Consider the following 17,190-nt stretch of genomic DNA (forward strand, 5'->3'; position numbering starts at 1 on the left):
AATTCCCCTATCGGACGCCGGCGGCCCAACCTTGACACGATTCGGTGGTAAATCTGTCAACCAATCAACCGGACGACCGGTTCGCCGATGTCACCTGTTCGGAGCAAGATCAAAACCCGAGGTCGGGAGCCATGGCGACGCCGCGGCGAGCGACCGGCCCGCCGGGTCGGCGTGTCGTAACACACAGTGCAGGACCTCCTCCGCGTGCCGCCGGTGCGCGGCCGCCGCACCGGGCTCCAGGTCCGCGAGCACGAGGGCGCACGGCCAGCGCAGCGGCGACAGCCGGTGCCCGACCGACTCGCGCGCGCAGCCGGAGATCAACCAGTGTGCCTCTTCCCGGTCGCCGGTAACAGCCCTCACCGCGCCCAGGACGAGGGCGGACTTGATCCGGTGCCGGGTGGAACCGGAGTCCGCGGCGACCTCGGCGGCCGCGCGGGCGGGTGCCTCGGCGGCCGCCGGGACGCCCGCGGCCAGCTCGATCTCGGCGGCCACCCAGCCGCGCCGGACGGTCCCCCGCCAGCCAGGGTTCGGGCAGGTGGACTCGATTCCGAAGAGGCTCCGCGCCTCGCCGACGCGGCCCAGCCCGACGGCGTCCGCGGCGAGCCCGAGCAGCACGTCGGACAGCGCCGCGGCGGCGTCCGCGCCCTCCTCGCCGGGGACCCGCGCGGGCGGTCGCGCCGGGGTGATACCGACTTCGGCGAGTCGGCGGAGTCCTAGTCCGTCGAGATCGCGGGCGGCCGCGTGGCCGCCGAGCTGCCTGCGGTGGGAGGCGAGGGTGGCGGCGGCCAGCGCGGCGAGCACCGGGTCCGTGCCGGAGACCAGCGGGAGCAACGTCGCCATGGCGCGGGCGTAATGGCCCTGTCCGCCCAGCGCGACGGCGCCGAGCCAGGCCGAGAACGGATCACCGGGTGGGTACCGCGGGGTGGCACCGGGTGTGGCGCCGAACGCGACGTCCCACAGCGCGGTCCGATCGGGGTCACCCACCCGGCGGATCGACCGCGGCGGCCCCGGCGCGGTGGGATTCGACCCGGCCGAACGGGCGGAACGCTGTCGAGCAGCGGGGTCGTAGCCGGTCAGTGCGGTGCCCGCGACCACCCGGGGGCCACCCACAGTGGAGGAACCCGGGGCGGCACGCGCGGAATCGGCACCCACCCTGCCATCTTCGGGTGACGCTCTCCGCCGGGCAACCGGTCCGCTGGCCACGCTGCGTCGACCGGGTGATGCCGATCGGCTGAATCGCGTATCCGATGAGTCGATCACCCTTGAACAAGGAAAGTCACGGTTCTAGCGTGTAAATCGCTGCACCGAATGGAGTAACCGACTCCGCCAGTCCACTCATCAGGAGGCTGCCACCATGGCGGACACTCGCAGGCTTCCGGGCCCGAACGCCGACGTGTGGGATTGGCAGCTGGACGGTTCCTGCAGAGGGATGGACAGCGCCTTCTTCTTCCACCCCGACGGCGAGCGTGGCCCGGCCCGCGCCCGGCGGGAGGCCAAGGCCAAGGCGATCTGCCAGTCCTGCCCGGTGTTGTCGCTGTGTCGCAGCCACGCGCTCGCGGTGCACGAGCCGTACGGGATCTGGGGCGGGCTCTCCGAGTCGGAGCGCGAGGCGATCATCAAGACCGAGAAGCGCACGCTGGCCGTCGCGAAGTAGCCACGGACACCGGAAGGGCCCGGTCCTCGCGGACCGGGCCCTTCCTTATTGCTCGTTCTTCAGGTCAGTGGCCGTGCCCGTGGCCGTGACCGTGACCAGCCGCGGCGGGCTCGTCGTCCTTCTTCTCCACCACGGCGCTCTCGGTGGTGAGCACCATGCGGGCGATGGAGGCGGCGTTGGCCACCGCGGAGCGGGTGACCTTGACCGGGTCCACGACGCCGTCGGCGAGCAGGTCGCCGTAGGTGAGCTTGGCGGCGTTGAAGCCCTGGCCCCAGGGCAGCTCGCGGACCTTGTTCACCACGACCGCGCCCTCCTGGCCGCCGTTCGCGGCGATCCAGTAGAGCGGCGCGGACAGCGCCTCGCGCACGATGGTCACGCCGGTGGCCTCGTCGCCGGTGAGCCCGAGGTTGTCCTCCAGCTCCTTGGCGACCTGGACCAGCGCGGAGCCGCCGCCGGGGACGATGCCCTCCTCGACCGCGGCCTTGGTCGCGGCGACCGCGTCCTCGATGCGGTGCTTGCGCTCGGACAGCTCGGTCTCGGTGGCCGCACCCACCTTGATCACGGCGATCCCGCCGGACAGCTTGGCCAGCCGCTCCTGCAGCTTCTCGCGGTCCCAGTCGGAGTCGGTGGCCTCGATCTCCTTGCGCAGCTGCTCGGCGCGCCCGTCGATGTCGGCCCGGGTGCCGCCGCCGTCGACCAGGGTGGTCTCGTCCTTGCTGACCACCACGCGGCGGGCGGTGCCCAGCGTGTCCAGGGTGGCCTCGGCCAGCTTCAGGCCGATCTCCGCGGAGATCACCTGACCGCCGGTGACCACGGCGAGGTCGTCCAGGAACGCCTTGCGCCGGTCGCCGAAGTACGGCGCCTTCACCGCCACGGCCTTGATCGTCTTGCGCAGGGCGTTGACCACCAGGGTGGACAGCGCCTCGCCCTCGACGTCCTCGGCCACGATCAGCACCGAGCGGCCGCTCTCGGCGACCTTCTCCAGCACCGGCAGCAGGTCGGCCAGGGCGGAGATCTTCTCCCGGTACAGCAGGATGTACGCGTCCTCCAGCACCGCCTCCTGCGCCTCAAGGTCGGTGGCGAAGTGGCCGGAGATGTAGCCCTTGTCGAACTGGACACCCTCGGTGACGACCAGCTCGGTGGCCAGCGTGGAGGACTCCTCCACGGTGATCACACCGTCCTCGCCGACCTTCTCGATGGCCTCGCCGAGCAGCGCGCCGATCGAGGCGTCGCGGGAGGCGACGGTGCCGACCTGGGCGATGTTGTCGCGGCCCTTGACCGGGGTGGCCTTGGCCTTGAGCGACTCGACCACCGCGTCCGCGGCGGCCTGGATGCCGCGGCCGATGGAGGTCGGGTTGGCACCCGCCGCCACGTTCCGCAGGCCGACCCGGACCAGGGCCTGGGCCAGCACGGTCGCGGTGGTGGTGCCGTCGCCAGCGACATCGTTGGTCTTGGTGGCGACGTTCTTGGCGAGCTGGGCGCCGAGGTTCTCGAACGCGTCCTCCAGCTCGATCTCGCGCGCGATGGTCACACCGTCGTTGGTGACGGTCGGACCACCGAACTTCTTGGCGAGCACGACGTGCCGACCGCGCGGGCCAAGGGTGACCTTGACGGCGTCGGCGAGCTTGTTCACGCCGCGTTCGAGCGCCCGACGAGCGTCCTCGTCGAAGCTGATCTGCTTGGGCATTGCCTACCCTCTCGTGATGCGAAACGCCCCGGATGCCCCGAACGGGGCCGCCGGGGCGCTTGGCTGGTCAGCCGGGGTGTCAGTTGATGACAGCCAGCACGTCGCGGGCGGAGAGGATGAGGTACTCCTCGCCGTTGTACTTGACCTCGGTGCCGCCGTACTTGGAGTAGATGACGACGTCGCCGACCGCGACGTCCACCGGGACGCGGTTGCCCTTGTCGTCGATCCGGCCGGGACCGACGGCGAGGACCTTGCCCTCCTGCGGCTTCTCCTTGGCGGTGTCCGGGATGACCAGGCCGGAGGCGGTCGTCGCCTCGGCCTCGCTCGCCTGGACGACGATCTTGTCTTCGAGCGGCTTGATGTTGACGCTCACCGCTGTGACCTCCACGGGTCGTCGATAGCGTTGGCAGGTACAAGAGCGCGGGCAGGTGCCCACGCCCACGGCTCCTGCCACCCCGCCGTCGCGGGTGCCGGGGCGGTGCTGGCGCCGTGCGACTAGCACTCTACCGAGGCGACTGCTAACCCTGCAACGACCCCCGCGTGTGATGAGGCAAGGTGGCCTGACCAGGCCCGTTCGTGCTAGTGGCGACCGCGCTCCGGCTCGGCCACCTCGGCGAGGTACAGCTCCACGGCCTCGCGGACATTGCCCAGCGCCTCCCGGATCGTTCGCCCCTGGCTGGCCACGTCGATCTCCAGGCACTGCGCGATGTACCAGTCCTCTTCCCGGTGCACGGTCGCGGTCAGCATCTGCTGGTTGCCCATGCCTCCAGTGTCACCCCGAGGTGCAGGCACAACGTCCGGCGCCCTCAGGAGGTGGCGAAGTAGGCGGTGCGGACCTGTTGGGTGGTCGGTGGCGGGAAAGTCTGGTCCTGGTCGCCCAGTTGGCCCACCTTGACGGTCCACACCGGACCGGAGCGGTCCACCGCGGTGTCCTGGTCCGGCGCCGCCAGCACCACGTCCGAACTCGGCTGGCACGAGTAGGCGCCGGTATACCCGTCCGCTCGGCCGCCCCAGGCGCCGCCGTTGCGGATGACGCACTTCATGCCGTTGGCGAGTTCCAGCCCCCACGGTTGAGGCGACGGCGGGACGTCCGCCGCGGGCACACTCTCGGTCGAGTGGGCCGAGTACAGCTTCTTCTCCCACGGCAGCCCACCACACAGCAGCGCGTGTCGGTCCGGGCCGGGCCAGCAGGCGATGGCGCCCGCGGCGGAGGGTGAACAGGAGACGATGTCGGCGGCGACCGCCACCGGCGAGGCCGAGCACATGTCGACGTCGCCGGTGTCATCGGCAACGGTGTACCCCGAGGCAGGATTACCGGACTTGTCCACCGCGGCGACGTTCACGGTCTTCGTCGCGTTCCCCGCCGCCGGTTTCCCGAGCTCGCCCAGCGCCGACTTGACCACCTCGGTCATCTGGTTGACCGCGCTCTGGTCGGTCGGCAACCGCAGGTGCGAACACGCCGCGGTGATCGTCGCACCGCCGAGGTATGCCTGGACCGGTGCGCTGAAGCGGTCCTTCTGCAGGTCCTGCAACGTCAGGTAGTCGAACGCCATGGATGATGCCGCGAACGCCAGGCTGTGTGCCGCCTGGTTGACGAGTCCGAAGTCGACGCTGCACGAATCCGTTCGGGTATAGGACTTCGCGCCGTCCTCGGGCGGCAGCCCCGTCGGCCCCGAAGGGGGATAGCCGTGCGCGGACGGGACAGGGACGATCCCGTCGCTGAACAGGGGGATCGAATACGCGGTGAGGCCGAAGAAGGTGCGCTTGACCGTGATGTCCCCGGCGATCTGCGTCAGGTTCATCCCCTTCGGCAGGTACGGCGGCAGCCCTCCGCACCCGCTCGGCAGCGAGGAGCCCCGCTGGTGCTCGGCCAGGCACTTGCCGCCGTCCTTGCCCTGCGTGGGCGGCAGTTCCTTGCCGAACACGTGCCGGACCACCTCGTTGATCCGCGACAGCCCGTCCGCCCCACCCCACGGCGACCCCAGCTGCGGCGTGCCGAGGGTGATCACGTACGGCACCCGGGCCGCGAGCGCGGGCGACGACGCGTACCGCAGGGCCAGGCCGCCCATCGAGTGCGCGACGACGATGATCCGGCCGTCGCCGCCCGCCTTCTCGTAGGCTCCCGACACCAGCATCAGGTATGCGGCCAGGCAGGGCGCGATGTGCTCGTCCGAGGCCCAGTAGGACGCCCACCTGCTGTAGTCGAACGTGAACGTGCTGATCTTCCCGTCGAGCTGTCCGGCGAGCTTGCCAGCCGAGTCGCCCATCGGGTCACCGGTCCAGCCGTGCACGAACACCACCGGCCGCTTGGCCGACGACTGTCCGGCATCCGGCGCGGTCGACTTCCCGTCGCACTGCTTCGGCATCTCCTGTGCACTCGCCGGGGCAGCGCACAGGAGTACGAACGCCAGCACCACACCGACTATCGCCAGGACACGCCTCATGCCTGCTCCGTCGCGCTGATCAGCCACTGACCGTCCACTGCCACCAACCACACGGTCCACTTAGCACTGTCCACTGTTCCGACGACCCGGGCCATACCGTTCGCCTCGGTGTGAAAAGTGGACACATCGAGGGTCAGCGGGACCTTCGCCATGCCGTCCACGAACCCGGGGTCCAGCGGCTGGTCGGGCGCGAGCGCGAGCGCGCGCCGGACCCGTTCCTCCGAGCCACTGGTCAAGTCCGCCACCAGGGCTTTCGCCCGGTCCTCGGTCAGCGGCGGCGCGCTCGACGGCGTCGGTGTCGCCGCGGCGTCCTGGGCGACCGGCGTGCCGGTAACCTCGCCCCCGGTGAACACGAGCACGCCGACGATCACCGCCGCGACCACGACCAGGCAGCCCGCGACGATCAGCACCCGCCGGTTCACCGCTACACCGAGATGGTCGACACCGGCAGCGCCGGGTCCGCCGAGAGGTCCAAAGAGGACGGTTTGACGCCCGCCGCGACCAGGTGCGCGCCCAGCGCCGCCATCATCGCGCCATTGTCCGTGCACAGCCGGGGCCGGGGCACGCGCAATTCGATACCGGCGGCCGCGCAGCGCTCGGCGGCCAGCTCCTTGAGCCGCGAGTTGGCCGCGACCCCGCCCGAGACCACCAGCGTGCCGATGCCCAGCTCGGTCGCCGCGCGCACCGCCTTGGCGGTCAGCACGTCCGCGACCGCCTCCTGGAACGAGGCCGCGACGTCGTCCACCGGCACCTCCTCGCCGTCGCGCTCGCGGGCCTCCACCCAGCGGGCCACGGCGGTCTTCAGGCCGGAGAACGAGAAGTCGAACTTGGCGTCGCGCGGGCCGGTCAGTCCACGTGGGAACGCGATGGCGGCCGGGTTCCCACGCCGGGCCGCCTTGTCGATCGGCGGGCCGCCCGGGTAGGGCAGGCCGAGCACGCGGGCGACCTTGTCGTACGCCTCGCCCGCCGCGTCGTCGATGGTGGAGCCGATCTCGGTGATCCCGCCCGCCAGGCCGTCCACCCGCAGCAACTGGCTGTGTCCACCGGAGACCAGCAGGGCCAGCGTGGGCGCGGGCAGCGGGCCGTGCTCCAGGGTGTCCGCGGCGATGTGCCCGGCCAGGTGGTTCACCCCGTACAGCGGCTTGCCGAGGGCCATCGCGTACGCCTTGGCCGCGGACACGCCGACCAGCAGCGCGCCCGCCAGGCCTGGACCGCAGGTGACCGCGATGGCGTCCACATCGGACAGCGCGATCCCGGCCGTGTCGAAGGCCCGGCGCATGGTCGGCACCATGGCCTCCAGGTGCGCCCGGCTGGCCACCTCGGGCACCACGCCGCCGAACCGGGCGTGCTGCTCCACACTGGACGCGACCTCGTCGGCCAGCAGCTCAAGGCCGCCGTCCGAGCCGAGCCGGACCAGACCGACGCCGGTCTCGTCACAGGAGCTCTCGATGCCCAGGATGATCGTCATGAGCTTTTCTCCGCTGTCTCGGGCACTGTCTCGCGCAGCCGCGCGGGCCGGGCCATGGTGTAGGCGTCGGCGCCGGAGGGCTGGTAGTAGCGGCGGCGCAGGCCGACGGTGGCGAACCCGTGCGCCTCATAGAGGGTGATGGCGGCGGCGTTGTCCGTACGCACCTCCAGGAAAACCTGCGCGCGCGCCTCGTCGGCGCGGGTGAGCAGGGTGCGCAGCAGGGCACGGCCGACGCCCTTGCGCTGCCAGACCGGGTCGACGCCCAGGGTGTGCACGCTGGCCTCCATGTCGCCGGGCGCGCCCACCAGGGACAGCCCGGCGTAGCCGACGAGCAGCTCGCCGTCGAAAGCGCCGACGTAGTGGTGGCCCCAGTCCAGCTCGGCGGCGAACGCGGACTCGCTCCACGGGTCCTCGCCGGGGAACAGCACCCGTTCCAGCTCGGCGCAGCGGCGCAGGTCGGCCCGGCGCAGCGGCGCTATCCGGACGGTCATCCCGGGCTCACCCGCTTGCGCGCGGCGGGTTCGACGGCGTCCGGCCTGCGCAGGTAGAGCGGGGTGAGCGGGCCGGGCGCACCGGTCAGGTCGGCGGCGGCGACCAGGCCGAGCGGGCTCGGGTGCTCGGGGCCGACGACGGGCAGGCCGAAGTCGAAGATCCGCGCGCCCGCGACCCGGGTGACGCCCAGCCCGGCGACCCGCGCGGCCACCTCGGCCGGGGCCGTCACGGCGGGGTCGGTGACCCGGCGGCCGTCGGCGTCGTAGGCGGCCCAGTAGACCTCGCGGCGGCGCGCGTCGGTGACCACCAGCAGCGGCTCGCCGGGCACCCCGGGTACGTCCGACGCGATGGCGTCCAGCGTGCACACCGGGTAGACCGGACGGTCGAGACCGTGGCCGAGGGCGGCGGCGGTGACCATGCCTGCGCGCAGGCCGGTGAACGGACCGGGGCCGATGCCGCAGACCAGCGCGTCGACCTCGGACAACGTCCGGCCCGCCACGGCCAGCGCGTCCCGCAGGTGCGGGGACAGCAGCTCGCCGTGCGCTCTGGCGTCCACGGTGATCCGTTCGGCGAGCAGCCTCGGTGTCCCGTCCGCGAGTTCGACGACTCCGGCGGTGACCGCGGGGGTGGCGGTGTCGACCGCGAGAACCAGCACAGCCGTCAAGGGTACGAGCAGGCCCGACGGGCCCGTCAGCGGACCGCCCGCTGACGCCTGCTGGTCGACACGCTCTCCGCCGCGAACGCGCAGAACAGGGCGAACAGCGTGCCCGCCGCGAGCACCCCGCCGACCTTGGAGATGCGTGCCTTGGGCAGCTTCTCCGGCTCGGCGGGCGCGGCCACCACGCTCACCGTCACCCAGGTGGAGGCAGGCGCGCCGAGCGCCTTCTGCCTGTCGTCGAGCGAGTCGCGGATCAGGTCGAAGCCCTCTTTGCCCAGCTCCAGGGCGCGCGCAGCGGTGGCACCCTCGACCTTGACGGACATGAACGGGCCGTCCCTGGTGATCTCGACGGCGTCCTTCGGCTGGGTGACCAGCTTGGCCGCGGAGACGGCGGTCTCCTCGATCAGCATGATCGTGATCGTGGACAGCGTCGGCGCGAACGCGAGCAGCGAGTTGGTCTGCTCCAGCTGGCTGGCCGGGCGCACGATCCGGCCGTCCTTCGGCGCGAGCATCACCACGCTGCCGGTCCACTGGTAGCCCAGCGGGGTGGTGACGTAGGCGTACCCGGCGCCGACCGCCGTGACGAGCAGCAGCGGCACGAGCACCAGCCACCGTCGCCGCAGCAACCCGAACAGCTTCCCGAAGTTCAACCCGACACTCCCGACACCCGGACTTCCCCGGCTTCCCTATCGCCGCCGACGCGGTGGCCGTAACAGCGGGTCACAATGTGCGACGAAGTTCACCGCCATGGTGACGATCTATTGCCCTAGTGCCTCGACCCGGGGTGTCGGCCGCGTATCGGCCTGTCCACGGCGTTCCTGGCAAGGCGCCGGAACGCCCTCGTACTGGGCCTTGGGCGTTTCGGCAACGCAGCCAGGGACGTCGTGGGCAGGTCGAGACGTGGTCGGCACTCCGGGTCGAGGCACTACAGTTGAGTGGTGCTGCTGCCTCCGCTGGTCACGCTACCCGCGCGCGAAGCGGTTCGCTTCGGCGCCGACGCCATCGACTATGCCGGGCTGGCCGGGTCCGCCCGCGCGACGGCTGCCCGGCTTTCCGGACACGCCAGGGTCGCGGTCTGGGCCACGCCGAGCCTGCACACCTGTCTGGCGGTGGTGGGCGCGCTGGCCGCAGGAGTCGCGGTGGTGCCGGTGAACCCGAAAATCGGTGAGCGCGAGCTGGCGCACATCGTCGCCGACAGCGCTCCTGAGCTGGTACTGGCGGCGCCGGAGGTCGAGCTGCCCGGCGCGCTCGCCGAGCTGCCCGGCGCGCTCGCCGAGCTGCCCCGCCTGCATGTCGATCCGGAGGTGCGGGCCGCGGGCGAGTGGCCCGTGGAGCCTGATCCGGAGTCGCCCGCGTTCATCGTCTACACGTCCGGGACCACCGGGCCGCCCAAGGGAGTGCTGCTGCCTCGGCGGGCCATCGCCGCCAACTTGGACGCGCTGGCCGAGGCCTGGGAGTGGACCTCCGCCGACACCGTGGTGCACGGGTTGCCGTTGTTCCACGTGCACGGCCTGATCCTGGGCGTGCTCGGCCCGCTGCGGCTGGGCGGCGGCGTGTGGCACCTGGGCCGGTTCGAGTCGGGCGCGGTGGCCGCCGCGCTGGGCTCGGGGGCCACGATGATGTTCGGCGTGCCGACGATGTACCACCGGCTGGTCGCGGACTGCGAGGCCGACCCGGCGCTGGCGAAGGCGATCGGCGGTGCGCGGCTCCTGGTGTCCGGCTCGGCCGCCCTGCCCGCCACCGACCACGCCCGCCTGTCCGCGGCGACCGGGCAGCAGGTGGTGGAGCGGTACGGGATGACCGAGACGCTGATGAACTGCAGCGTCCGGGCGGCAGGCGATCGGCGGCCGGGAGCGGTCGGGCGGCCGGTGGACGGTGTGGATCTGCGGCTGGTCGATGACGACGGGCTCGTCGTGCACGAGGGCATCGGCGAGATCGAGGTGCGCGGGCCGAACCTGTTCCTGGGGTACCTGAACCGGCCGGACGCCACTGCCGACGCCATGCGCGATGGGTGGTTCCGGACCGGGGACATGGCCATTCGCGACGCCGACGGCTACGTGCGGATCGTGGGGCGGCGGGCCACCGACCTGATCAAGAGCGGTGGGTACAAGATCGGCGCCGGGGAGATCGAGAACGCGCTGCTGGAGCATCCGGGGGTGGCGGAGGCCGCGGTGACCGGGGAGCCGGACCCGGATCTGGGGGAACGGATCGTGGCCTGGGTGGTGGCCGAGGGGGCGCCGCCCGCGGCGGATGAGCTGGCCGACCACGTGGCGCGGTTGTTGGCCCCGCACAAGCGGCCCCGGGTGGTGCGGTATCTGGACGCGTTGCCGCGCAACGAGCTGGGCAAGGTCACCAAACGCGCCCTGGGCTGACGGTGGTGGGCCGCCACACCTCGGGACGGCCCACCACCGGGTCCGATCAGATGCCGCTGAAGAGCCAGCGCTGGTTCGGGCCACCGTGGCACTGCCACTGGATCACGCCCGCGCCGTTGTCCTGGCTCGCGCCAGACACGTCCAGGCACTTGTCACTGTGCACGGCGACCAGGTTGAACGAGCCGCCGCCCGCGCCGACGACGCGCCAGCGCTGGTTCGGACCGCCGTGGCACTGCCACTGGATCACCCCGGCGCCGTTGTCCGCGCTCGCACCGCTCACGTCCAGGCATTTGTCACTGTGGTCGACGACCAGGTTGTAGGTGCCACCGCCCGCGTCGACCAGGGTCCAGCGCTGGTTCGGACCCCCATGGCACTGCCACTGGATCACCCCGGCGCCGTTGTCCGGACTCGCGCCACTCACGTCCAGGCACTTGTCACTGTGTACCGCCTGCACCTGGTAACGCCCGCCCGCGACCGGCGTGTCCAGCGGGTCCGCCGCCGCGGACACCGCGCCCATCACCAGGATCCCGACGCTTGCCACCCCGCTGAGGAAAACCGTGCGTGACCTCATGGTCCTCATGGTCTTCGTCCCTCCCCGTTCCGGGCGGGACACTCCCGCCCGGAACCACCCTGGCGCAGAACGCGGCCCAGGCCGATCCCCCCGACGGCTTGTCCGACTCCTCGAACAGGGGATGGTTGGTGACAGACGGAATGCGCTACGGCACTTAGGTTTTCGCTCCGACGACTGTCGGATGTAGACGAAAGTCGAGGGTGAGCTACCTGTGTCGCAGCCACTCGTCGAGCACGGCCGGAAGATCGGACAGCTTCTGCACCACCGCGTCCGGTCGGACATCGACCGGGACCTGTTGCGCGAGCGGGATATCGCTGTGCGGCACGAGGATCGCGCGCATGCCGACCGCCTTGGCGCCGCTGATGTCGTCGTACGGCCGGTCACCCACGTACACGCAGTCGGCCGGGTCGTCGACGCCGACCGCGGCCATCGCGGCCTCGAAGGCGACCCGGTGCGGCTTGGTGTACGCGAGGTCGCTGCTCCACACCAGCGCGTCGAACAGGTCGTGCACGCCGTCGCGCCGCAACACGTCCACGTGCCAGGCGGCGGGCCAGGCCGTGGAGGACAGCACGCCGGTGCGCAGGCCGCGCTCGCGCAGGACGCCGAGCATCGGGGCGACCTCCGGGTCGGTGTAGGTGGCGCGGTCCCAGTAGCCGCGGAAGGCGTCCAGGGCGGGCACGTCGTGCGGGGCACCGACGCTGTCCAGGACCTGGGCCAGGGTGAACGCGGTGTGGTGGTCGCGCACGCGCAGCCAGGCGGCGCTCTCGGCCGCGCTCACGGTGGCGGCCAGGCCCGCGGCCCGCTCGGCGTCGTCGGGGTGCAGGACGTCGGCGTAGGCCCGCCAGGCCGCCAGGTGGTCCATGGTCACCCACGGGGTCAGCGTGCCGCCCCAGTCGAAGATCACCGCGCGCATACCGCGACCCTAGCCCCGCCGCCCGCCCCGTGACCAGCGGTTTTCACGCCCAGGCGCGGGTGGCCCAGGCGCCGTGCGGTTCGACGACGGCCTGCCTGCTGTCGTCGGGGTTGCGGGTCAGCCGGATGAGCAGGTGGTCGGCGGACAGCCGGGCGGCGGTCTCCTCACCCCACTCCACCACCACGACGGACTCGACCAGCGCCGAGTCCAGGTCCAGGTCGTCCAGCTCGTCCAGGTTCCCGCCGAGCCGGTAGGCGTCGACATGCAGCATCGGCACGCCGCGCGGTCCGGGGCGGTGCTGGCGGGCGATGATGAAGGTCGGGCTGCTCACCCGGCCGCGCACCCCAAGGCCCTCGGCGATCCCCTTGGCCAGCACGGTCTTGCCCGCGCCGAGCGGGCCAGCGAGCAGCACGAGGTCGCCGGGGCGCAGATGGACGGACAGGGTCCTGCCGAAGGACAGCGTGTCGTCCGCGGTGAGCAGTTCGACGCTTTCAGCCACGGTTCCACCATTTCTTCCGACCCGCGCACTCGCGCAGCAGCGTAACCAGGTGCTCGGTGACCACGTCCGGGCGCTCCAACATCACCACATGCCCGGCGCCCGCCACCCGGACGAGCCGCGAGTCGGGCAGTGCGGCGTTGATCCGCTCGGCATGCGCGAACGGGGTCATCCAGTCGTGGTCACCGCTGAGCACCAGGACCCGGCAGTGCTTGAGACCGGCCAGCGCGGCGTAGCGGTTGTGGCTACCCAGGGTGGGCACGAAGTCGGCGAGCACCCGGACGGGGGTGACGTCGAGCATGTCGACCAGGAACTCGACCAGGCGCGGACTGATGTCACCCGGCCCGAACCCGAACGTCCTGGCCGCGCGCCGGGTCAGCCCACCACCCGCCGACCGGACCAGCTCGACGGCACCGGGCTGCCACTCGGCGACCTGGCCGAGCACCCGGGTGAGCGGGTTGTACTTGGAGAGCAGCGGGCGAGGCAGGCCGCTGCGGCCGACCTCCCCGGCGGAGGTGCCGATGAACGCGACACCGCGGACCCGGTCGGCGAACAGCTCGGGCTCGCGCTCGGCCAGCGCCATGATGGTCATGCCGCCCATGGAGTGTCCGATGAGGACTATCGGGCCGGTGGGCACGACGGCCCTGAGCACCTCGTCGAGATCGGCGGCCAGCTGCTCGATGGTGCTGCTCTTGCTGGTCGCGCGGCCGGATCTGCCGTGCGAGCGCTGGTCGTAGAGGACCTGGCGGACGCGCGGGTCGGTGAGGTTCGCGATGTCGCGGCGCTGGAAGTGCCAACCGCGCCTGCTCATGGCGAAACCGTGCACGTAGACGGCGGTGAGGACGGGTTTGCCGCCGTCGGCCGGGTCGACTTCCTCGACGGAGAGATCCACGCCGTCATCGGCTACGACGGTGCTGGTGCGGTCTGGGCGCAGTTCGCCCAGCTGCTCGTCCGCGTAGGGATCCTCCGCCTTGCTCCGCTTGCGGGTGGTCACCCCGACCGCGACCGCTGTCACGGCGGCGAGGACACCGGCGCCTGCCGCGAGCTTGCTCGCGCGGTTCATTCGCCCACGTACCTGCGGGTCACCCGAGGGCGGTACATGCCGGTGACGATCTCGTAGTCGATGGTGCCGATGGTCTCGGCCCATTCGGTGGCGGTCGGTTCGCCGTGGGTGCCCGGGCCGAACAGGGTGACGTCGTCGCCTGGGGAGACCGGGGTGTCACCGCAGTCGATGACTATCTGGTCCATGCAGACGCGGCCGCGGATGGGGTGGCGGTGGTCGTTGATCAGGACGCTCATGCGGTTGGAGAGGAGGCGGGGGACGCCGTCGGCGTAACCCGCGGTCACCAGGGCCAGGGTGGTGTCGTGCGGGGCGGTCCAGGTCTGTCCATAGGAGACGGACTCGCCTGCCGGGATGCGTTTGACCGAGGCCACCTTGGCGCGGAAGGTCATCGCGGGGCGCAGGTTTTCGTTGCTGGGCAAGGGGTTCAGGCCGTACATCGCGATGCCCAGGCGGACCAGGTCGAAGTGCAGGTCGGGGCGGGTGAGGGTGGCGGCCGAGTTCGCCAGGTGGCGGCGGGGGTTCAGGCCTGCCGAGACGGCGATGTCATAGGCGTCGGTAAAGCGTTTGGCTTGGAGGTCGATCGCGGGGTGGCCGGGCTCGTCCGCACAGGCCAGGTGGGACCAGACGGCGTAGACCTCGTTGTCGGAGGCGGCCGCGGCACGGACCAGGTCCGGCCAGAGCTCCGGAGGACAGCCGTTGCGGTTCAGTCCGGTGTCGACCTTCAGGTGGACGCGGGCGCCGGACAGCCTGCCCAGTTCCTCCACAGAGGACACCCCGACGTCGATCCCGGCCGGGACCGCCGCCGATAGGTCGACATCCGGAGTGTCCAACCAGGACAGGATCGGGGCGGTGATGCCCGCCTCGCGCAACGCCAGGCCCTCGGCGAGGGTGCAGGAGCCCAGCCAGGTCGCGCCCGCGGACAGGGCGGCCCTGGCGATCGGGACGGCGCCGTGGCCGTAGCCGTCGGCCTTGACGACGGCCATGCTCTCCGCGCCCGCGGCCCGGTCGACGAGCAGGGCGACGTTGTGCCGCACGGCGTTCAGGTCGACGACGACCTCGGCGCGGCTCATCGGGCGGCGCCGAGCAGGTCGCGCAGGGCGGCCGGGATGGCGTGCACGATGGCGGAGGCGGACGTGGGCGCGCCGAGGGCGGCCAGTTCCCCGGCGCGGACGTGCAGCCATGCCGCGCAGCCGCCCGCGAGCAATGGGTCCGATCCGGCCGCGAGCAATGCGCCGATGAGACCGGACAGGACGTCGCCGGAACCGGCCGTGGCCAGCCAGTGCGACCGTGCCGGGTTGACGAGCACCCGGCCGTCCGGGGCGGCGACGATGGTCGCGTGCCCCTTGAGCAGCACGGTGACGTCCAGCTTCGCGGCGAGAGCGGACGCGGCGGCCACCCGGTCCGCGCCGAGGTCGATACCGCGCGGCTCGGCGATCCGGGTGAACTCTCGGTCATGCGGGGTCAACAGCACCGGTGCACTCGGATCACGCGCGTCCCACAGGTCGGGGTGCGCGGCGAGGAGGCTGATCCCGTCCGCGTCGATACAGGTCGGCACGCCCGCGTCCAGCACGTGCGCCAGCACGTCCCGGGACGACTTGCCGGTGCCCATCCCCGGCCCGGCCACCCAGGCCTGCACCCGCCCCGCGTCGGTGACGGAGCCGGTGGCGACCACCTCCGGCCACTGCCTGCTCACCTCGTCGGCGGCCGATCCGGCGTAACGGGTCAGCCCGGATGTCGCCCGGACGGCGGCCCCGACGGCCAGCACGGCCGCGCCAGGGTAGGTGGACGATCCCGCCGCGACACCCACGACACCCTGGCTGTACTTGTCGTCGTCCGCCTCGGGCACCGGCCACGCGGCGGCGACATCCGTCTCGTCGAGCACCATGAAGTCGGGTCGGTCCAATGGCAGCCCGAGGTCGATCAAATGCACCGCGCCGCACCGAGCCCCGGCCAGGAAATGCACCGGCTTGTACGCACCGAATGTGACGGTCACGTCCGCGGTGACCGCGGGCCCATCCACCGCGCCGGTGTCCGGATCGACCCCGCTGGGCAGGTCGACGGCCACGATCGGGGCCCGCACCCGCCGCACGACCTCAGCCGCGTCCGGCCGCAGCGGACCGCGCGCGGACAATCCGACAATCCCGTCGACGACCAGGTCCGCGAAGTCCACCTCATCCGGCGTGCCGACCCGGCCCCCGGCACGCCGTAGAGCAGCAAGTCCCTGGGCATGCGCCCGGTCCGGGGCAAGCAGGACAGCGGTGACGCCGACCGAGCGGCGACGCAGGAAAGCACCGGCCCACAACGCGTCACCGCCGTTGTTGCCCGCGCCCACCAGTAGCACCACCCGACGCCCGGAGACACCGCCGGTGTGCCGGTCGAGCAGGCGCATGACGTGGAGCGCGACCCCGTGCGCTGCCCGGCGCATCAACGCGCCCGGCGCGGTCCGGGCCAGCACGACCTCCTCGGCGGTCCTGACGTGCCCGGTCGTCCAGACGCCCCGCATGCGGCTCCTCTCTCGTGCTCCCGCACCAGGGTAACCACCAGGTACTTCGAGCACCGATAGGCTGACCGGCATGGCCAAGCACCTCCTGGACGAGCTAGCCCGCCCCGGCCCCCACCAGGTCCTCCGCGGCGACCTGGCCCTGGTCGGCCTGCCGGGGCTGGTGTTCACGCCGAGCGCCGGTCTGGGGCTGCCCGCGGTCGCGTTCGGACACGGCTGGCTGCAGCCGCCGTTGCGCTACCGCGGCCTGCTGCGCCACCTGGCGTCCTGGGGCATCGTGGTGGCGGTGCCCGGGACGCATCTGGGGCCGTTCGGGTCGCACCGGCTGCTGGCCGCCGACCTGCGGACCGCGCTGGATGTGTGTGTCGGGGTGCGGCTCGGCGAGGGCGCGATCAGCGTCGATCCCGAGCGGTTGGGGGTGGCTGGGCATTCCACCGGGGGTGGGAGTGCCGTGTTGGCCGCTGCTGCTGATTCACGGGTGCGGGCGGTGGCGACATTGGCTGTGGCGCAGACCCGGCCATTGGCTTCCGAGGCTGCTGCTCGGTGCTCGATGCCTTCGTTGCATGTGTTGGCGGGGCAGGATCTGGTGGCTCCGGCCGGGGCGCATGGGGACCTGATCGCTCGGGCCTGGGGTGGGAGTGCCCGGGTTAGGACTATCGAGAAAGCGTCGCATCTCGGGTTTGTGGAGGGGCGGCATTGGAGTGATCTGTTGGTTGCCGGGCGGGGGGAACATGCGACGCAACGGGTGGCTCGGGCGTTGCTGACCGCGTTCTTCTTGGGGGAGCTTGGTGGGGACGGGAAGTATCTGGGGTTCTTGGATGAGAACGTGAAGGGAGTGGAAGTCGGGTTTGAGAAGGTGGCCGCCTAGCGTG

General features: G+C 71.8%; 19 protein-coding genes. 3 read left to right on the top strand and 16 right to left on the bottom strand.

All coding sequences use genetic code 11. The features are described 5' to 3' along the window. Positions 1 to 90 precede the first annotated feature (90 nt). Positions 91 to 1,152, bottom strand: a complete 1,062-nt coding sequence (locus C503_RS39270) for a hypothetical protein (RefSeq protein WP_156893185.1) — start codon at positions 1,150 to 1,152, stop codon at positions 91 to 93. A 202-nt stretch (positions 1,153 to 1,354) separates the two neighbouring features. Here C503_RS39270 and C503_RS0113420 point away from each other — a divergent pair, with 202 nt between their 5' ends. Next, positions 1,355 to 1,654, top strand: coding sequence for a WhiB family transcriptional regulator (locus C503_RS0113420; protein WP_026316262.1), 300 nt, complete (start codon positions 1,355 to 1,357; stop codon positions 1,652 to 1,654). A gap of 64 nt (positions 1,655 to 1,718) precedes the next feature. Here C503_RS0113420 and groL read toward each other — a convergent pair whose 3' ends face one another. The 9 genes from groL to C503_RS0113465 form a co-directional block, all read right to left on the bottom strand. After that, positions 1,719 to 3,341, bottom strand: coding sequence for a chaperonin GroEL (gene groL, locus C503_RS0113425; protein ID WP_018682731.1), 1,623 nt, complete (start codon positions 3,339 to 3,341; stop codon positions 1,719 to 1,721). A gap of 79 nt (positions 3,342 to 3,420) precedes the next feature. Then, the gene (groES, locus tag C503_RS0113430) at positions 3,421 to 3,714 is read right to left on the bottom strand and encodes a co-chaperone GroES (RefSeq protein ID WP_026316263.1); all 294 of its coding nucleotides are present in this window, start codon (positions 3,712 to 3,714) and stop codon (positions 3,421 to 3,423) included. A 206-nt stretch (positions 3,715 to 3,920) separates the two neighbouring features. Beyond that, complete coding sequence (locus C503_RS0113435; protein WP_018682733.1) at positions 3,921 to 4,103, bottom strand: type II toxin-antitoxin system HicB family antitoxin; 183 nt, start codon at positions 4,101 to 4,103, stop codon at positions 3,921 to 3,923. A gap of 44 nt (positions 4,104 to 4,147) precedes the next feature. Next, the gene (locus C503_RS44520) at positions 4,148 to 5,785 is read right to left on the bottom strand and encodes an esterase/lipase family protein (RefSeq protein WP_018682734.1); all 1,638 of its coding nucleotides are present in this window, start codon (positions 5,783 to 5,785) and stop codon (positions 4,148 to 4,150) included. Continuing rightward, positions 5,782 to 6,207, bottom strand: a complete 426-nt coding sequence (locus tag C503_RS0113445; protein WP_018682735.1) for a hypothetical protein — start codon at positions 6,205 to 6,207, stop codon at positions 5,782 to 5,784. Before C503_RS0113445 ends, C503_RS44520 begins: the two co-directional genes overlap by 4 nt. Positions 6,208 to 6,209: 2 nt before the next feature. Beyond that, a complete protein-coding gene (gene tsaD, locus C503_RS0113450) occupies positions 6,210 to 7,253 on the bottom strand; it encodes a tRNA (adenosine(37)-N6)-threonylcarbamoyltransferase complex transferase subunit TsaD (protein ID WP_018682736.1) in 1,044 nt (347 codons plus the stop codon). Next, the gene (gene rimI, locus C503_RS0113455; RefSeq protein WP_018682737.1) at positions 7,250 to 7,744 is read right to left on the bottom strand and encodes a ribosomal protein S18-alanine N-acetyltransferase; all 495 of its coding nucleotides are present in this window, start codon (positions 7,742 to 7,744) and stop codon (positions 7,250 to 7,252) included. The genes tsaD and rimI overlap by 4 nt, the downstream gene beginning before the upstream one ends. Further along, on the bottom strand, positions 7,741 to 8,400 hold the full coding sequence (gene tsaB / locus C503_RS0113460) for a tRNA (adenosine(37)-N6)-threonylcarbamoyltransferase complex dimerization subunit type 1 TsaB (RefSeq protein ID WP_018682738.1): 660 nt from the start codon (positions 8,398 to 8,400) through the stop codon (positions 7,741 to 7,743). Before tsaB ends, rimI begins: the two co-directional genes overlap by 4 nt. A 35-nt stretch (positions 8,401 to 8,435) precedes the next feature. Next, entirely contained in the window at positions 8,436 to 9,053 is a 618-nt protein-coding gene (locus tag C503_RS0113465; protein WP_018682739.1) for a hypothetical protein, read from the bottom strand. A 285-nt stretch (positions 9,054 to 9,338) separates the two neighbouring features. On the opposite strand from C503_RS0113465, the gene C503_RS0113470 reads away from it, so the two are divergent. Beyond that, a complete protein-coding gene (locus tag C503_RS0113470; RefSeq protein ID WP_018682740.1) occupies positions 9,339 to 10,775 on the top strand; it encodes an acyl-CoA synthetase in 1,437 nt (478 codons plus the stop codon). A gap of 46 nt (positions 10,776 to 10,821) precedes the next feature. On the opposite strand, the gene C503_RS45915 is transcribed toward C503_RS0113470, so the two are convergent. From C503_RS45915 to C503_RS0113500, 6 genes are all read right to left on the bottom strand, one after another. Continuing rightward, entirely contained in the window at positions 10,822 to 11,346 is a 525-nt protein-coding gene (locus C503_RS45915) for an RICIN domain-containing protein (RefSeq protein WP_169514538.1), read from the bottom strand. A 205-nt stretch (positions 11,347 to 11,551) separates the two neighbouring features. Further along, positions 11,552 to 12,259, bottom strand: coding sequence for an HAD family hydrolase (locus tag C503_RS0113480; RefSeq protein ID WP_018682742.1), 708 nt, complete (start codon positions 12,257 to 12,259; stop codon positions 11,552 to 11,554). 43 nt (positions 12,260 to 12,302) lie between these two features. Then, positions 12,303 to 12,758 (bottom strand): tRNA (adenosine(37)-N6)-threonylcarbamoyltransferase complex ATPase subunit type 1 TsaE, encoded by a 456-nt coding sequence (tsaE, locus tag C503_RS0113485; RefSeq protein WP_018682743.1) that lies wholly within the window; start codon positions 12,756 to 12,758, stop codon positions 12,303 to 12,305. Then, positions 12,751 to 13,818 (bottom strand): alpha/beta fold hydrolase, encoded by a 1,068-nt coding sequence (locus tag C503_RS0113490; protein ID WP_018682744.1) that lies wholly within the window; start codon positions 13,816 to 13,818, stop codon positions 12,751 to 12,753. Before C503_RS0113490 ends, tsaE begins: the two co-directional genes overlap by 8 nt. Next, entirely contained in the window at positions 13,815 to 14,888 is a 1,074-nt protein-coding gene (gene alr / locus C503_RS0113495; RefSeq protein WP_018682745.1) for an alanine racemase, read from the bottom strand. The genes C503_RS0113490 and alr overlap by 4 nt, the downstream gene beginning before the upstream one ends. Beyond that, positions 14,885 to 16,321 carry a bifunctional ADP-dependent NAD(P)H-hydrate dehydratase/NAD(P)H-hydrate epimerase gene (locus C503_RS0113500; protein WP_018682746.1) on the bottom strand — a complete coding sequence of 479 codons (1,437 nt, stop codon included), beginning with the start codon at positions 16,319 to 16,321 and terminating at the stop codon, positions 14,885 to 14,887. The genes alr and C503_RS0113500 overlap by 4 nt, the downstream gene beginning before the upstream one ends. A 70-nt stretch (positions 16,322 to 16,391) precedes the next feature. On the opposite strand from C503_RS0113500, the gene C503_RS0113505 reads away from it, so the two are divergent. Next, entirely contained in the window at positions 16,392 to 17,186 is a 795-nt protein-coding gene (locus C503_RS0113505; protein WP_018682747.1) for a dienelactone hydrolase family protein, read from the top strand. Positions 17,187 to 17,190 lie beyond the last annotated feature (4 nt).

Source organism: Actinokineospora enzanensis DSM 44649 (genome assembly GCF_000374445.1).
GTDB lineage: Bacteria > Actinomycetota > Actinomycetes > Mycobacteriales > Pseudonocardiaceae > Actinokineospora > Actinokineospora enzanensis.